Annotated in this window: 16 protein-coding genes and 1 riboswitch; of the genes, 10 read left to right on the top strand and 6 right to left on the bottom strand. The window is 69.6% G+C overall.

The annotated features are described in order from the left end of the window. Positions 1-29 precede the first annotated feature (29 nt). The 9 genes from P2T65_RS11220 (at position 30) to P2T65_RS11180 (ending at position 8,105) form a co-directional block, all read left to right on the top strand. Positions 30-524: a DciA family protein gene (locus tag P2T65_RS11220; protein WP_063189512.1), complete on the top strand. Its 495-nt coding sequence runs from the start codon at positions 30-32 to the stop codon at positions 522-524. A 107-nt stretch (positions 525-631) separates the two neighbouring features. Then, positions 632-1,276 carry a DsbA family protein gene (locus P2T65_RS11215; RefSeq protein WP_055459258.1) on the top strand — a complete coding sequence of 215 codons (645 nt, stop codon included), beginning with the start codon at positions 632-634 and terminating at the stop codon, positions 1,274-1,276. A 63-nt stretch (positions 1,277-1,339) separates the two neighbouring features. Continuing rightward, the gene (locus tag P2T65_RS11210) at positions 1,340-4,798 is read left to right on the top strand and encodes an AAA family ATPase (RefSeq protein WP_276199790.1); all 3,459 of its coding nucleotides are present in this window, start codon (positions 1,340-1,342) and stop codon (positions 4,796-4,798) included. Between the two features lie 186 nt (positions 4,799-4,984). Beyond that, positions 4,985-5,359 carry an AtpZ/AtpI family protein gene (locus P2T65_RS11205; protein WP_063189516.1) on the top strand — a complete coding sequence of 125 codons (375 nt, stop codon included), beginning with the start codon at positions 4,985-4,987 and terminating at the stop codon, positions 5,357-5,359. A gap of 61 nt (positions 5,360-5,420) precedes the next feature. After that, positions 5,421-6,194: a F0F1 ATP synthase subunit A gene (locus P2T65_RS11200; protein ID WP_055459255.1), complete on the top strand. Its 774-nt coding sequence runs from the start codon at positions 5,421-5,423 to the stop codon at positions 6,192-6,194. A gap of 56 nt (positions 6,195-6,250) precedes the next feature. Then, complete coding sequence (locus P2T65_RS11195; RefSeq protein WP_019403690.1) at positions 6,251-6,478, top strand: F0F1 ATP synthase subunit C; 228 nt, start codon at positions 6,251-6,253, stop codon at positions 6,476-6,478. 76 nt (positions 6,479-6,554) lie between these two features. Further along, positions 6,555-7,100, top strand: coding sequence for a F0F1 ATP synthase subunit B' (locus P2T65_RS11190; RefSeq protein WP_063189517.1), 546 nt, complete (start codon positions 6,555-6,557; stop codon positions 7,098-7,100). A 10-nt stretch (positions 7,101-7,110) separates the two neighbouring features. Further along, positions 7,111-7,596 (top strand): ATP F0F1 synthase subunit B, encoded by a 486-nt coding sequence (locus P2T65_RS11185; protein WP_055459253.1) that lies wholly within the window; start codon positions 7,111-7,113, stop codon positions 7,594-7,596. A gap of 170 nt (positions 7,597-7,766) precedes the next feature. Beyond that, positions 7,767-8,105, top strand: coding sequence for a porin (locus P2T65_RS11180; protein WP_063189518.1), 339 nt, complete (start codon positions 7,767-7,769; stop codon positions 8,103-8,105). A 159-nt stretch (positions 8,106-8,264) separates the two neighbouring features. Here P2T65_RS11180 and gcvPB read toward each other — a convergent pair whose 3' ends face one another. The 6 genes from gcvPB to P2T65_RS11150 all read right to left on the bottom strand — a co-directional run bounded on the left by gcvPB (position 8,265) and on the right by P2T65_RS11150 (position 14,270). Further along, the gene (gcvPB, locus tag P2T65_RS11175; protein ID WP_276199789.1) at positions 8,265-9,833 is read right to left on the bottom strand and encodes an aminomethyl-transferring glycine dehydrogenase subunit GcvPB; all 1,569 of its coding nucleotides are present in this window, start codon (positions 9,831-9,833) and stop codon (positions 8,265-8,267) included. Continuing rightward, positions 9,833-11,173 (bottom strand): aminomethyl-transferring glycine dehydrogenase subunit GcvPA, encoded by a 1,341-nt coding sequence (gene gcvPA, locus P2T65_RS11170; RefSeq protein ID WP_276199788.1) that lies wholly within the window; start codon positions 11,171-11,173, stop codon positions 9,833-9,835. The genes gcvPB and gcvPA overlap by 1 nt, the downstream gene beginning before the upstream one ends. A gap of 29 nt (positions 11,174-11,202) precedes the next feature. After that, positions 11,203-11,577: a glycine cleavage system protein GcvH gene (gcvH, locus tag P2T65_RS11165; RefSeq protein ID WP_055459249.1), complete on the bottom strand. Its 375-nt coding sequence runs from the start codon at positions 11,575-11,577 to the stop codon at positions 11,203-11,205. Positions 11,578-11,626: 49 nt separating this feature from the next. Beyond that, entirely contained in the window at positions 11,627-12,763 is a 1,137-nt protein-coding gene (gcvT, locus tag P2T65_RS11160) for a glycine cleavage system aminomethyltransferase GcvT (RefSeq protein ID WP_055459248.1), read from the bottom strand. 148 nt (positions 12,764-12,911) lie between these two features. Further along, positions 12,912-13,011: riboswitch (glycine riboswitch) on the bottom strand. A 91-nt stretch (positions 13,012-13,102) separates the two neighbouring features. Next, entirely contained in the window at positions 13,103-13,696 is a 594-nt protein-coding gene (locus P2T65_RS11155) for a hypothetical protein (protein WP_055459247.1), read from the bottom strand. A 46-nt stretch (positions 13,697-13,742) separates the two neighbouring features. Continuing rightward, on the bottom strand, positions 13,743-14,270 hold the full coding sequence (locus tag P2T65_RS11150; RefSeq protein ID WP_063189525.1) for an invasion associated locus B family protein: 528 nt from the start codon (positions 14,268-14,270) through the stop codon (positions 13,743-13,745). A gap of 438 nt (positions 14,271-14,708) precedes the next feature. On the opposite strand from P2T65_RS11150, the gene coxB reads away from it, so the two are divergent. Beyond that, the gene (coxB, locus tag P2T65_RS11145) at positions 14,709-15,536 is read left to right on the top strand and encodes a cytochrome c oxidase subunit II (protein WP_276199787.1); all 828 of its coding nucleotides are present in this window, start codon (positions 14,709-14,711) and stop codon (positions 15,534-15,536) included. Positions 15,537-15,593: the final 57 nt, after the last annotated feature.

Genomic DNA, 15,593 nt, shown 5'->3' with positions numbered 1-15,593 from the left:
GCGCGGCGCAAGCATCGGCATCAGATTCCATGGCGGCTCCCAAGCACCTGTCCGACCTCGTCGAGCGCTGCATTGCTCCGGCGCTTGCCGCGCAAGGCTTCGCCTCCTCGGATATCGTCCTCGCCTGGCCGGAGATCGTTGGCGAGCGCCTTGCCCGCTTCACCGAGCCGATGCGGCTCGAATGGCCGCGCCGCCACCGTCACATGGCGCCCGACGAGCGCTCCGAGCCGGCGACGCTGGTGGTGCGCGTCGCCTCGAGCTTCGCGCTCGACCTGCAGCACATGGCCCCCGTCGTGGTCGAGCGCGTCAACGCTCATTTCGGCTGGCGCTGCGTCGGCCGCCTCGCCCTGCGCCAAGGGCCGATCGCGCGTCCGGCGCCGCGCCAGCCCGCGCCGGCCGTCGACGAGGCGACTCGGGCGAGCGTCGCCCGCGATATCGGCGACGTCGCGGACGACAAGCTGCGCGCGGCGCTGGAGCGGCTCGGCTGCGCCGTCCTGTCGCAGGGGCGGGACACAAAGGCGTGAAAGCCGGGCGGCCACGTATCTCTTGCCACATTCGCCGCCGTCCTTATGGTGTCGCGACCTTTCGGCCGGGCATCTTCGCCGGCGCGTTCATTCGGGAGACTGACGAGATGACGACCAGGCGTCGTGTGATCCTGAACCTGGCGGCTGGCGCCGTTGTCACCGCCCTCGGCGGGCTGGTCGCCCTGCCGGCACTCGCCCAGTCCTTCAGCCCGAGCGACCTCGACGTCGCCGGTCCGCTCGGCGATGTCACCCTCGGCAAGGCGGACGCGCCGGTCACCATCATCGAATATGCGTCGGTGACCTGCTCGCACTGCGCCACCTTCCATGCCAACACCTTCCCGACCCTGAAGGCGAAATACATTGATACGGGCAAGGTGCGCTTCATCCTGCGCGAGTTCCCGCTCGATCCGCTGGCCACCGCCGGCTTCATGCTGGCCCGCTGCGCCGGCAACGACAAATACTACCCCGTCACCGACATGCTGTTCGACAAGCAGCAGGTGTGGGCCTTCTCCGACAAGCCGCTCGACGCGCTGCTGCAGCTCATGAAGCAGGCGGGTTTCACACAGGAAAGTTTCGAGGCCTGCTTGAAGGACCAGAAGGTCTATGATGCCGTGAACGCGGTGAAGAACCGCGGGGTCGAGACCTTTGGCGTCAACGCCACGCCGACCTTCTTCATCAATGGCCAGAAGCAGTCGGGGGCGCTGACTGTTGAGGAACTCGACAAGATCCTCACGCCTCTTGTTGGCGGCTGATCGGGCCGCGCCGGCCGCGCGCCTGCGCGCCACCGGCCTACACGTTTCCGCAGGTTCCCCCCCATGAAGCTCACGCGCCTCAGGATCGTGGGCTTCAAGTCCTTCGTCGAGCCGGCCGATTTCCATATCGAGCCGGGGCTGACGGGCGTCGTCGGCCCGAACGGCTGCGGCAAGTCGAACCTCGTCGAGGCCCTGCGTTGGGTGATGGGCGAGAGTTCGCACAAGTCCATGCGCGCCTCGGGCATGGATGACGTCATCTTCGCCGGCTCCGGCAACCGGCCGGCGCGCAACAGCGCCGAGGTCACGCTTACCATCGACAATGGCGAGCGCATCGCGCCGGCCGCCTTCAATGACGCGGATACGCTCGAGGTGTCGCGCAAGATCGTGCGCGAGTCGGGATCGACCTATCGCATCAACGGCCGCGAGGTGCGTGCCCGTGACGTGCAGCTCCTCTTTGCCGATGCGGCAACCGGCGCCCGTTCGCCGGCCATGGTGCGCCAGGGCCAGATCGGTGAGCTGATCGCGGCCAAGCCCCAGGCGCGCCGCCGCATTCTCGAGGATGCCGCGGGCATCGCCGGCCTGCACACCCGGCGCCACGAGGCCGAGCTGCGCCTGCGCGCGGCGGAGGACAACCTGCAGCGTCTCGAAGACGTGCTTGGCGAGATCGGTGGGCAGATCGACGGCCTGCGCCGCCAAGGCCGGCAGGCGCAGCGCTATCGCGCGCTCTCGGCCGACATCCGCAAGCTCGAGGCGATGCTGGCGCTGATCGCCTATCGCGAGGCGCGTGACCAGGCGGCCGCCGCCGAGCGGGAGCTGGAGGCTCAGGTGCGCGACGTCGCCGAGGCGACGCGCGTGCAGGCCGAGACGGCGCGGCTCCAGGCCATCGCCGCGCACGAGATGCCGAAGCTGCGCGAGGCCGCCGCCGCGGCGGGCGCCGTGCTGCAGCGCCTCGTCAATGCCCGCACCGAGCTCGACAACGAGGAGCGCCGGGCGAGGGACCGCGCCGCCGAGCTGGTGCGCCGCAAGGCCGAGCTCGACCGTGACCTTGCGCGCGAGACGGCGCTCGCCGCCGATGCCGCCGCCTCCGCCGAGCGCCTCGGCGAGGAGGATGCGGCCCTCGCCGCGGAGGGCGAGGACGGTGCCGTCCTCGTCGAGGAGGCGCAGGCCGCGCTCGTCGATCTCGACAGCGACCTCGTCGAGGCCGAGGCGGCGCTCGCTGCCCTGCAGCAGCAGGTGTCGGACCTCAACGCCCATCGTGCCGGCCTCGAACGGGCCGAGCGCGAGGAAGCCGCCCGGGCCGAGCGCCTGGCCGGCGAGCGCCGGCGTATCGAGGCCGAGCGCGCCGCGCTCGACACCGAGGGCACCGAGCCGGAGGCGATCGCCCGTCTCGCCGAGGAGCTCGCGATCGCCGAGGAGCGGCTGGAGGAGACGGAAATCGCCGCCGCCGAGGCGCGCGAGACCCTGGCCGCCGCGCGCGAGGCCGAGGCCCGCCTGCGCGGTCCCGCGAGCGAGGCAGGCCGCCAGGCCGACCGGCTGGAGGCGGAGGCGGCGACGCTCGCCAAGCTCTTCGCCGCGCCCGCCGAAGGCACCTTTGCCCCGGTCGTCGACGCGCTTGCCGTCGACAAGGGCTTCGAGGCGGCCCTCGGCGCCGCGCTCGGCGACGATCTCGACCTGTCGACGGATCCGGCCGCGCCGGCCCGCTGGACGACCCCCGCCGCGGCCCCGGACGATCCGGTCCTGCCGGCGGAGGCCCGGCCTCTTGCCGCGCATGTGCGTGGCGTGCCCGAGCTTGCGCGCCGCCTGTCACAGGTCGGCCTCGTCGCGGAAGCGGACGGCGAGCGCCTCAGCCGGGAGCTGAAGCCGGGCCAGACGCTGGTCTCGTCCGATGGCGCGGTATGGCGCTGGGACGGCCTCGTCGCCGAGGCCGGTGCGCCGAAGGCGGCAACGCGTCGCCTCGCCGAGCGCAACCGGCTCAACGACCTTCTCGCCGCTGCCGCCGAAGCGCGTGAGGAGGCGGAGATGCACCGCGCCGGGCTCGACCGCGCCCAGGCGGCGATTCGCGAGGCGGCCCAGCGCGAGGGCGATGCGCTCGAAGCGGCGCGCGCCGCGCGGCGCGCCCTCGACGGCGCGCGCGAGCAGCTCGCCGCCGCCGAGCGCCGGGCGGCACAGGTCGCGACCCGCCGCTCCGCCCTCGACGAGGCGCTGAGCCGCATCGTCGCCGACGAGGAGGAGGCGCGCCGCCGGATCGCGGAGGCGCGGGAGGCCTTGGCGCGTAGCGGCGATGTCGCTGCGGTCGAGAAGGACGTGCTGGAGGCGCGCACCCGGGTCGCCGAGCGGCGCAGCGCCGCCGCCGAGGCCCGCGCCGCCGCCCAGACGCTGCAGCGCGAGGCCGAGTTGCGCGCCCGCCGGCGCGAGGCGATCGCCGCCGAGGTCCGGGCCTGGAAGGAGCGGCGCACGCGGGCGTTGTCCGCCATCGGCGAGATCGAGCACCGGATCGAGGAGACGGTGATCGAGCAGGCTACACTGGCGGAGGCGCCCGAAGATTTCGAGTTGCGCCGCCGCGCGCTCGTGGCTGAGATCGAGGCGGCGGAGGAGCGCCGGCGCGAGGCGGGCGATCAGCTGGCCGAGGGCGAGACGAAGCTCGCCGAGGCCGACAGGGCGGCCCGGGCGGCGCTGGAACAGCTGTCGGCGGTGCGCGAGGCGCGGGCCGGAACGGAAGCGCGGCTCGAGGCGGCGCGGGCGCGCCTGGCCGATGTCGTGCGTCACATTGGCGAGGCCCTCGATTCGACTCCCGCGGGGCTGCACGAGCTAGCGGGCGTCGTCGCCGATGCCGCCCTGCCGCCGGCCGGTGACGTCGAAGGGCGCGTCGCCCAGCTCAAGGCCGACCGGGAGCGGCTCGGTGCCGTCAACCTGCGTGCCGACATCGAGCTCGAGGAGGCGGAAGCCAAGCGCGAGGCGCTCGTCAAGGAACGCGACGACCTGACCGAGGCCATCCGCCGCCTGCGCCAGGCCATTGCCAGCCTCAACAAGGAGGGGCGGGAGCGCCTGCTTGCCGCTTTCGACGTGGTCAACGGCCATTTCCAGCGCCTGTTCACGACGCTGTTCGGCGGCGGTTCGGCCGAATTGTCACTTGTCGATTCCGACGATCCGCTGGAGGCCGGGCTCGAGATCTTCGCACGCCCCCCCGGCAAGAAGCCGCAGGTGATGACGCTGCTTTCGGGCGGCGAGCAGGCCCTCACCGCGACGGCGCTCATCTTCGCCGTCTTCCTCACCAATCCCTCGCCCATCTGCGTGCTCGACGAGGTCGATGCCCCGCTCGACGACGCCAATGTCGAGCGCTACTGCGATCTCCTGCAGGACATGGTGCGTCAGACGCAGACGCGCTTCCTCGTCATCACTCACAATCCCATCACCATGGCGCGCATGAACCGGCTCTTCGGCGTGACCATGGCCGAGCGCGGCGTCTCGCAGCTCGTGTCCGTCGATCTTGCGGCCGCCGAGCAAATTCTGGAGGCGGTTTGACCCGGCAATTGGCGCGCCAATTGTTCATGAGTGGTGGCACATGGCCGTCTGGATCGGAATTTTCCTTGAATATCAAATAATTGATTGTTTCTGCCGCATTCTTGACAGGGGTGGGGCACGACAATATGGTGCGCCCGGCTTCCAGGCCGGATTTTCGGTGCACTTTCAACCGCACGGGAGGATCGCGTGGCGAAACCCGACGAGCGGAAGGATGGTGCCGGAAAGCCGGCCGACGGTGGACCGGCCGATCTTTCGGCAAGGCTCAGGCATCTGGATGAAGGGCTCCGGCGCGTTGCCGCCCATCAGCCGAAGGATGTGGAGCCTGCGTCGGGGTCGATGTCGAACCAGAGCGCACTCGGGCAGGCCTTCCGCCTGTCCGCCGAGTTCGTGTCGGGCGTGATCGCCGGCGGACTGCTCGGTTGGATCATCGATCGTCTGGCCGGCACGGCACCGTGGGGTCTGATTGTCTGCCTCCTGCTCGGCTTCTGCGCCGGCATGCTCAATCTGGCGCGCGCCTCCGGCGCGTTCCCCGGGTGGGGTGGAAAGGGCGGGCAGAAGTGACGTTTCCAAGGCCCGTCGGCGTCCGCCGCCGGGCGATCCGCGCAGGGACAGAAGGTCGGCGATGGCTGCGAACCCGATCGAGCAGTTCGAGATCAAGAATCTCATCCCCCTCGGCAATATCGGCGGGCAGGAGATCGCCTTCACGAACTCGGCGCTCTTCATGGTCGGCGCGGTGGCGCTGATTACGCTCGGCTTCACGGCCGCGACGGCGGGCCGCTCGCTGGTGCCGGGCCGTGCCCAGGCGGCGGCCGAGATGCTTTACGAGTTTGTCGCCAACACGCTGCGGCAATCGGCGGGCGAGAAGGGGATGAAGTTCTTTCCCTTCGTTTTCTCGCTCTTCATGTTCGTGCTGACCTGCAACATGCTTGGCATGATCCCGGGCTTCTTCACGGTGACGAGCCATGTCATTGTCACCTTTGCCCTGGCGATCCTCGTCATCGGCACCGTGATCGTCTACGGTTTCGTCAAGCACGGCACCCACTTCCTCGGGCTCTTCGTGCCCTCGGGCGTGCCTGCTTGGCTGCTGCCATTCATGGTGGTGATCGAGCTCATCTCCTTCCTGTCGCGCCCTATCTCGCTGTCGCTGCGTCTGTTCGCGAACATGCTCGCCGGCCACGTGGCGCTCAAGGTCTTCGCCGGGTTCATCGTCGCCCTCGGTGGTCTGGCCGCCAGCGGCGGCATGACGGGCGTTCTCGGCGTTGCGGGGGCGGCGCTGCCGCTCGCGATGGCGGTGGCGCTCACGGCTTTCGAGTTCCTCGTCGCCTTCCTGCAGGCCTATGTCTTCACGATCCTGACCTGCATCTACCTTCACGACGCGTTGCACCCGGGGCACTGACAGGGCGCGTCGGTAGTCTTGAAACCAGCCTCATACGAACCTCAGGAGACCTTGTGATGGATCCCGTTGCTGCGAAGTACATCGGCGCTGGCCTCGCCTGCCTTGGCATGGGGCTTGCCGCCATGGGCGTGGGTAACATTTTCGGCAACTACCTGTCGGGCGCCCTGCGCAACCCGTCGGCCGCCGATTCGCAGTTCGGCCGCACCTTCATCGGTGCCGCTCTCGCCGAAGGTCTCGGCATCTTCGCGCTCGTCGTCGCGCTGGTCCTGCTCTTCGTCGCGTAACGCGGCTGAGCCGACCTGCCGATCAACGGGTTGGAAGGGCGCCTCGTGCGCCCTTCGCTTGAGAGACTGAACCGCCATGGCTCAACCGATCACCGCGCATGCCGAAGTGCCAGGCATCGAGGGCGAAGGTGCGAACTTCCCGCCTTTCGACGTCAATACCTTCGGCTCACAGCTCCTCTGGTTGGCGATCACCTTCGCCGTCCTCTATCTGCTGATGTCGCGGGTGATCGTGCCGCGGCTCTCCGGCATCCTGGAGGATCGCCGCAGCCGGATCGCCGGTGACCTCAGGATCGCCGCTGAATCGAAGGCTCGGGCCGAGGAGGCCGGCGAGGCCTACGAGAAGGCGTTGGCAGAGGCGCGCGGCCGGGCCCAGGCTTTGGCGCAGGAGACGCGCGACAAGCTCGCGGCCGAGACGGCGGAAAAGCGCGCTGCGCTCGAGGCGGAGCTGGCGCGCAACCTGGCCGATGCCGAGGCCCGCATCACTGCGGGCAAGGAGAAGGCCATGGGCAATGTCGAGGCCATCGCCGGCGATGCCGCGGCGGCTATCGTCGAGCGCCTGACGGGTCAGGCCCCGGCGAGGGACGCGGTGGCAACGGCCGTCGGCAAGGCCATGGCGCAGTGAGGGCGGTCTGATGCTCCAAAACACCACCTTCTGGGTCGCCGTCGCCTTCGTCATCTTCTTCGCGATCGTGTTGCGCGCCGGCGCACACAAGATCGCCGGCAAGGCGCTCGACGAGCGGGGCCACCGTATCAAGGCCGAGCTCGAGGAAGCGGCTCGCCTGCGCGGCGAGGCCGAGGCCCTGCTCAAGGAGTACGAGGCCAAGCGCCAGGCGGCCGAAGCCGAGGCGGCGGCTATCGTGACGAGCGCCCGTGAGGAAGCGGAACGCGTGGCCAAGGAGGCGCATGAGCGGGTCGCCGAGTTCGTCGCCCGCCGCACCGCCGCCGCGGAGGCCAAGATCGCCCAGGCCGAGGCCCAGGCTGCTGCCGAAGTCCGTGCCGCTGCGGCCGACGCTGCCGTCAAGGCGGCCGAGCAGATCCTGCGCGATACGGTCAAGGGCAAGCTGGCCGAAGACATCTTCGCCAAGGGGCTCGGTGAGGTGAAGGGCAAACTCAACTGAGCCCTCGGGACGGATCAACGATCGAGCGGCCGCCTTCGGGCGGCCGTTCCTTTTGGGGCCATGCTCTGATCGATGCAGCTATGGGAAGAAACGTCACGCGGGGTAGGGCATGCCTTGATCGCGCCGCCGCCCTGTGGATTGATGGCCCCTCCATCGCTCGGGAGACGGTCATGGCACGCACGGCTCGCCGCATCGCGGTACTGCTCGTCACGGGCACAACCTTCGCCGCAGGGCTCTCGGCTGCCGCCACTGCCGACGAGCGCATGCAGCTGCCCCCGCCGTCACGTGGGGATTCGGTCGGCCATTGCGCCGTCCACGGCCCGGGCTTCGTGCAGATCGCCGGTACGAGCACCTGCGTGCGCCTCGGCGGGCGGGTGCGGGCCGAGGGGATGACCCGCAACGGGGCGACCGGTACCATGGCCGGCGGGCGCGCCACGCTCGACGTGCGCGTGCCGACCGGTCTCGGCCCCATGCGTGGCTATGTCAGCGGCACGGTGAACGGGAACTGAGCCCGCGATTTCCCTCCCCCCTTGCGGGGAGGGGTAGGGGTGGGGCGCAGCATGCAGGAGACCGTGTTCTGCGTCACGACCCTGCCCCCTCGCCCCTCCCCGCAAGGGGGAGGGGAGAAGACGCCCGACTCAGGGGCGAGGTGACAGGCCGCCGACGGCCTACTCCGCCGCTTCCGCGACCGGCGCGGGCGCCGTCCAGCGCAGCACCGGCTGGCGCGCCGCACGGGTCTCGTCGAGGCGCCGGCGCGGGGCCAGATAGGGGGCCCCGGTGAAACGTGCCGTGTCCCCGTCGCGCACGGCGAAGGCGAGGTCGCGCAGCGTGGCGATGAAGAGGTCGAGGGAGGCCTTCGATTCGCTCTCCGTCGGCTCGATCAGCATGGCCCCGTGCACGACGAGCGGGAAATAGACCGTCATCGGGTGGTAGCCCTCGTCGATCATCGCCTTGGCGAAGTCGAGCGTCGTCACCCCCGTGCCCTTGAGCCAGGCATCGTCGAACAGCACCTCGTGCATGCAGGCGCGGTTGCCGAAGGGCAGCGACATCAGGTCCGCGAGGCATGCGCGCACATAGTTGGCGTTGAGCACCGCATCTTCCGAGGCCTGCTTCAGCCCGTCCGCCCCGTGCGAGAGCATGAAGGCGAGCGCGCGCACGAACATGCCCATCTGGCCGTGGAAGGCCGTGAGCCGCCCGAGCGGGGACTGGTCCGATACCGCCGCGTGCTCGACGAGCGAGAAGCGCCCGTCATCGAGCCTCACATAGGGCAGGGGGGCGAAGGCAGCGAGCCGGTCCGACAGCACCACCGGCCCCGCGCCCGGCCCGCCGCCGCCGTGCGGCGTCGAGAAGGTCTTGTGCAGGTTGATGTGCATGGCATCGACGCCGAGGTCGCCGGGCCGCGCCTTGCCGACGATGGCGTTGAAGTTCGCCCCGTCGCAGTAGAAATAGCCGCCCGCCTCGTGGATGACGCGAGCGATCTCGACGACATCGCGCTCGAAGAGCCCGCAGGTGTTCGGGTTCGTCAGCATGATGGCGGCGGTGTCGGGCCCCGCGAGCTTCGCCACCTCGGCCGGATCGACCGTGCCGTCCTCTCGCGCCGGCACCGCCTTCACCGTGAAGCCGATGAGCGCGGCGGTGGCGGGATTGGTGCCGTGGGCCGAATCGGGCACCAGCACGACGTTGCGCGTGGCCGTCTCGCCCCGGGCCGCGATGGCCGCCTTGATCGCCGCCATGCCGGCGAGTTCGCCATGCGCGCCGGCCTTGGGCGACAGCGTCACGGCCGGCATGCCGGTCAGTTCCTTCAGCCAGTGGGCGAGTTCATCCATGAGCGCCAGCGCCCCCTGCACGGTGGAGGCTGGCTGCAGCGGGTGGATGTCGGCAAAGCCCGGCAGCCGCGCCATCCGCTCGTTGAGGCGCGGATTGTGCTTCATGGTGCACGAGCCGAGCGGGAAGAGACCGGTGTCGATACCGTAGTTCTTCTGCGACAGGCGCACGTAATGGCGCATCGCCTCCGGCTCCGAGAGGCCGGGCAGGCCGATGGTGTCCTTGCGCTTGAGGCCGCCGAGGCGGTCAGCCACGGGCGCCGGCTCGTCGAGATCGACACCGGTCACATCCGTGCGGCCGAACTCGAAGATCAGCGGCTCCTCCTGCTGGAGGGCGCGGTTGCCGGTGAAGGTCGGGTGGGCACTCTCAACACCCGCGCCCGGCGTGGTGGGACGTCCCTGGCGATTCAGCATCACAGCACCTCCGTAAGGGCGGCGACGAAGGCGGCCCGGTCGGCGTCGGTATTCACTTCGGTGGAGGCGACGAGGAGGAGGTCGTCGAGGCCGGCACCGGGCAGGAGGCGCGGCACCGGCACGCCGGCGAGCACGTGGTGGTCGGCCATCGCCTCGACCACGGCGGCGGCTGGCTTGGGCAGCCGCAGCGTGAACTCGTTGAAGAAGGTCTCGTTGAGCACCTTCACGCCCGGCACGGCGGCGAGCGCCTCGGCGAGCTTCACCGCATTGGCGTGGTTGACGCGGGCCAGGCGCGCCAGCCCGGCTTCGCCGAGCAGCGACATGTGGATGGTGAAGGCGAGGCAGCACAGACCCGAGTTGGTGCAGATGTTCGACGTCGCCTTGTCGCGGCGGATGTGCTGCTCGCGCGTCGAGAGCGTCAGCACGAAGCCGCGCCGCCCGTCCGCGTCCACCGTCTCGCCGGCGAGGCGGCCCGGCATCTGGCGCACGAACTTCTGCCGCGTGGCGAAGAGGCCGACGTAGGGCCCGCCGAAGGACAGGGCGTTGCCGATCGACTGGCCCTCGCCGGCGACGATGTCGGCGCCCATGGCGCCGGGCGCCTCGACGAGCCCGAGCGACACGGCCTCGGTGAAGACGGCGACGAGGAGCGCGCCGTGGGCATGCGCCTTGTCGGCGACGGCCCTGAGGTCGCGCAGGTTGCCGAAGACGTCCGGCGTCTGCACGACGACGCAGGAGACGCTGTCGTCGATGGCGGCGAGAAGGTCCTCGGTGGCGGTGACGTCCGGCGGGAGGCGCACCACCTCGTCACCGGCGAGGTCGGACAGCGTCGTCATCACCTCGGCATAATGCGGGTGAATGCCGCCGGAGAGCACGGCCTTGCGCCGCCGCGTCACGCGGTGGGCCATCAGCACGGCTTCTGCCGCGGCGGTCGAGCCGTCGTACATGGAGGCATTGGCCACCTCCATGCCGGTCAGCATGGCGACCTGCGTCTGGAACTCGAAGAGGTACTGCAGCGTGCCCTGCGCGATCTCCGGTTGGTAGGGCGTGTAGCTCGTCAGGAATTCCGAGCGCTGGATGAGATGGTCCACCGTTGCCGGCACATGGTGCTTGTAGGCGCCGGCCCCGATGAAGAAGGGCACGGACGAGGCCGACACGTTGCGTGCCGCCATGGCGCCGAGGTGGCGCTCCACCTCCATCTCGCCCTTGGCGCGCGGCAGGTCGGCCGGGGCCGCCATGCGCATGCGCTCGGGAATGTCGGTGAAGAGCTCATCGACGGTGGCGACGCCGATGCGCGCGAGCATTTCGCGGCGGTCGGCGTCGGTTAACGGTAGATAGCGCATGCGGCTTCGTCCCAATCGCCCGTTTCGGGTCAGGAAATCGACTTCAGATAGTCGTCGTACTGCTGTTCGGTCATCAGCCCGTCGAGCTCGCCGGCATCGCTCAGCTTGATCTTGACGAACCAGCCGTTGCCGAGCGGGTCCTCATTGACGGTGGCGGGCGTTTCCTCGATGGCGCCGTTGACGGCAACGACCTCGCCGGAGACCGGCGCATAGACCTCGCTCGCCGCCTTGACGCTCTCGACGACGGCTGCCTCGGCCCCCTTCGTCAGCGCCTTGCCGACACTGGGCAGCTCGACGAAGACCACATCGCCCAGCTGGCTCTGGGCATAGTCGGAAATGCCCACCGTGCCGGTGTCGCCCTCGACGCGGATATATTCGTGGTCCTTGGTGTAGTAGGTGGTCATGTCTCGTTTCCCTGAAAGCCGGTGCGGCCCCTGCGAGCCACGTCTCAAGTCAGCGCTTGTAGCGGTGCGCCACGAAGGGCATCGGCACGACCCGTGCCGGAATCTCCTTGCCGCGGACGAGGAGGGTGAGCGCCGTGCCGTCGCGCGCGAAGTCGCTCGCCACATAGCCCATGGCGACGGGGGCGCCGAGTGTGGGCCCGAAGCCACCGGACGTCACCTCGCCGACGAGTTCACCCGCCGCGTCCTTGATCTCGGTGCCCTCGCGGGCCGGCATGCGGCCCTCGGGCAGGAGGCCGACGCGCTTGCGCAGCGGCCCGTGCGCCAATTCCTCCATGATGCGGTGCGAACCGGGGAAGCCACCCTCCTGCCGCCGGCGCCGCTGGATCGACCAGGCGAGCGCCGCTTCGACCGGCGACGTCTCCTCGTTGATGTCATGGCCATAGAGGCACAGCCCTGCCTCGAGGCGCAGCGAATCGCGCGCGCCGAGCCCGACGGGCGCGACCTCGGGCTCGGCGACGAGCAGGTCCCACAGCGCGCCGGCCCGGTCGGCCGGCACCGAGATCTCGTAGCCGTCCTCGCCCGTATAGCCGGAGCGCGAGACATGGCAGGCGATGCCCGCCACCTTCATCGCGGCGGCGCTCATGAAGGCGAGGCTCTCCGCCTCCGGCGCATGGCGGGCAAGCACGGCCTCGGCCTCCGGGCCCTGCAGGGCGAGCAGGGCACGGTCATCGAAGACCTCGAGCCGTATCCCATCGGGCAGGTGGTGCCGGATGTGGCGGATGTCGGCATCCTTGCAGGCGGCGTTAACGACGAGGAGCAGGCGGCCATCGCCGTCGGCCGGCCGCGTCACCATCAGATCGTCGATGATGCCGCCCTGGTCGTTGAGAAGCTGGGTGTAGCGCTGCTGGCCGGGCGCCAGGCCGAGGATGTCGGCCGGCACGAGGGCCTCGAGGGCGCGCGCGACGCTTTCATGGTCAGGCCCCGCGAGGGCGATCTGGCCCATGTGCGACACGTCGAACAGCCCGGCAGCTTTGCGCGTGTGCTGATGCTCGGCGATGATGCCCTTGGCATATTGCACCGGCATGTCATAGCCGGCGAAGGGCACCATGCGGGCGCCGAGTTCCACGTGCCGGCTGTGCAGCGGCGTATGCCGGAGCGGGCCTGAGCCCGGGGATGAAGACGCCATCGACGGTTCCTCGCGCGACAGGGTTCGCGATCGGGCAAATGCCCGCTCGCGCCCCCTCTGTCCGGGAACCTGAGAGATTTCCCCGGCAAGGCCGGGTTACCCCCTTCGGTGGGGCCTGCCGCTGGGCAGGCCCGCTCTCCAGAGTGTCAGCTCCCGCGCGGTCCTTGGGCCTGAGCGTGTCCGGGGCGGTTGCGCCTTCGGCGTCGCGCACGTGCCAAGCACGCGGCGAACTCTCCCGCGGGGATCATCGACGTTGACCTGCCAGTCATGAAGCGGGACGCCCGTCCTGTCAACGGGCGCCGTGCGGCCCCGCGACAGGGCGTGCTCCGCCTCCGGCGATCAGCGCCGGCGCGCGCCGCGCGTCGGGGCCGCCTGGGCCGGGCCGCGGCCGAAGCCGACCTCGATGATGACATTGTCGCCCGTGGCGTCGGGTGGCAGGGTGAAGCCTTCCTCCACGAACAGGAACTCGCCCTGCGTCTCGCCGCGCGTCACGGTGGCGGACACAGTGCGCGTGCGCGAGGCATAGACGCGGTTGCCTTCGCGAATCGTCACATGGAAGGGGGATGAGAAGGTGCCCGGCGCGCCGGCCGGGCCGAGGAGGGCGAGGCCCTGCACGCCGACCTTGATGGTCATGCCGCCGCCCGGCAAGGCCGTGCACTCGCGCGCGGTCTCGGAAATGGTGAGCTGGTAGCGCAAGCCTGCATTGCTCTCACCGCCCGCGCGCACGGCCGCGCCGCCGTCCGACACGAAGACATAGGGGCAGATCACCTCGTCCGGCGGGGCTTCGCGCCGCTCTGGCAAGGTGGTGCTGCCATAGCGCAGGAGATTGCCGAGCGAGGAGCCGCCGCCCTGGGCCGCGCCGCCGTCTCCGGAGGTTGAACTGCATGCCGCAAGCAGACCCGCGAGGGAGACCAGCAAAACCGAAGAGCGCATCGCTTCCACCCGTCTTTGATTCATGTGTCCGTGCTGCTGCTCCCGTTCAGGGCAGCTTGTCGAAGCCGGCGCCGAAGCCTTCGAGCGACACCGGGATGCCGATGCCCTCCTCCGGCGTCTGGAAGACGACGAAGGTCGCCGTCTTGCCGCCGCGCAACTGGCCGAGCAGGTTGTCGTCCATCACCACCTCGGCGATACAGCCCGTGTTGAGGCAGCGCACGAACCCGGCCCGGCCGATATCTGTCTCGTCGATCTTGAGGCCGAGGCCTGCCGGCAGCAGCACGCCCAGCGGCGCCACCACCCGCAGCAGCCGGCTCTGGCCATCGGCTGTCTTGAGGACGATGACCACCAGCGTCACGTTGGGCCGATCCTCGGCCGCGACGCTCTGCACGATGGCACATTGTTCCTTTTGCGCGCCGGGCGGCGTCTCGCAGCGCGTCTGCCAGTGGCCTGTCGTATCCTTGACGGCGCCCTGGGCAAGGGCTGCCGGCTCGCCCAGAAGGGTGCCCGCGAGCACGACGGCCATGGCTGCGGCGCGGGGCAGGAAACGCGGGGCGGGTGAACGGCGCAACATTCGCGTGGCTTTCTCTCGAAACGGTTCGGGCCGGATATTGCGGCCGCATGCGAACGATTCGCGCAGCCAGCGGCCGCGCCTGCGATAATCGCTGGAGGATGTTCCGAACACGCCTTGCCCGCAGCTGTCAAGAACGGCTGACCTGCACAGACGGCGCGCGGGGGCACTTTGGCGAAAGCGGCGCGAAAATGCGGGGAGAACGTGGCTCGCGCGTTTATGCCGCATGGAATGATTTTAACGACACCGTTGCGCCGCACGCCGGGTTGTGGTCTTTGCTCTGGATCAAAGACAGGGGGTGCGCCAAGCGCCGCCTGTCGTTTTGCGTACCTACGGAACGATGGCGGACGGTTCGTCGAGGCGAGAGACCGGGAACCGCGCCCCGCCGATCACGGGAGCTCCGGACGACCGATGCGGATCGATTTTCTTCGTTTTCGGCCCATGTTTGCGCTGACGCTCGCCTCCGCCGCGCTGGCGCAGCCGGCGCTTGCGGGCACGGGCCAGCCCTCGCCCTGGCAGATGACCTTCCAGACGCCGGTGACCGAGGTCGCCCGCTACATCGACTGGTTCCACAACGGTCTCCTGTGGCTCATCGGCGCGGTCGTGCTCTTCGTCCTGGCGCTGCTCATCTACGTGATGGTGCGCTTCAACGAGAAGGCGAACCCGACCCCCTCCAAGACGACGCACAACACGCTGATCGAGGTGGTCTGGACCGTGGTGCCGGTCCTCATCCTCATCGTCATCGCCGTGCCGTCCTTCCGGCTGCTCAAGCTTCAGCTCGTGCCGCCGCAGGCCGATGTCGTCATCAAGGCGACGGGCCACGCCTGGTACTGGTCCTATGAATATCCCGGCAACGAGGGCGAGAGCTTCACCTTCGACGCCAACATGGTGCCGGAAGACCAGTTGAAGCCGGGCCAGCCGCGGCTGCTCGCCACCGATAACGAGGTGGTCGTGCCGGTGAACAAGAACGTGCTGGTGCAGGTCACTTCGGCAGACGTCATCCATGCCTTTGCCATGCCGTCCTTCGGCATCAAGGTCGACGCCGTGCCGGGCCGCCTCAACGAGACCTGGTTCCGCGCCGAGCAGGAGGGCATGTACTACGGCCAGTGCTCCGAGCTGTGCGGGCAGAACCACGCCTTCATGCCCATCGCCATCCGCGTGGTGAGCGAGGAGCAGTATGCCGCCTGGCTCGTGGAGGCCCGGCAGAGGTTCGCCGCAACCGGTGCCCGCCCTGTGACGGTGGCGAGCCGCGCTCTCGCGGCCGAGTGATCCGTCGAACCGTCCCGGCCCATTCCGGCCGACAACAAGAAGCAATGGCCTGACGAG

Origin of the sequence: Chelatococcus sp. XZ-Ab1 (assembly GCF_029309855.1) — a bacterium.
Taxonomy (GTDB): Bacteria; Pseudomonadota; Alphaproteobacteria; order Rhizobiales; family Beijerinckiaceae; genus Chelatococcus_A; species Chelatococcus_A sambhunathii.
Note: the sequence above shows the minus strand (reverse complement) of the source record. Positions and strands in the feature narration are given on the sequence as shown.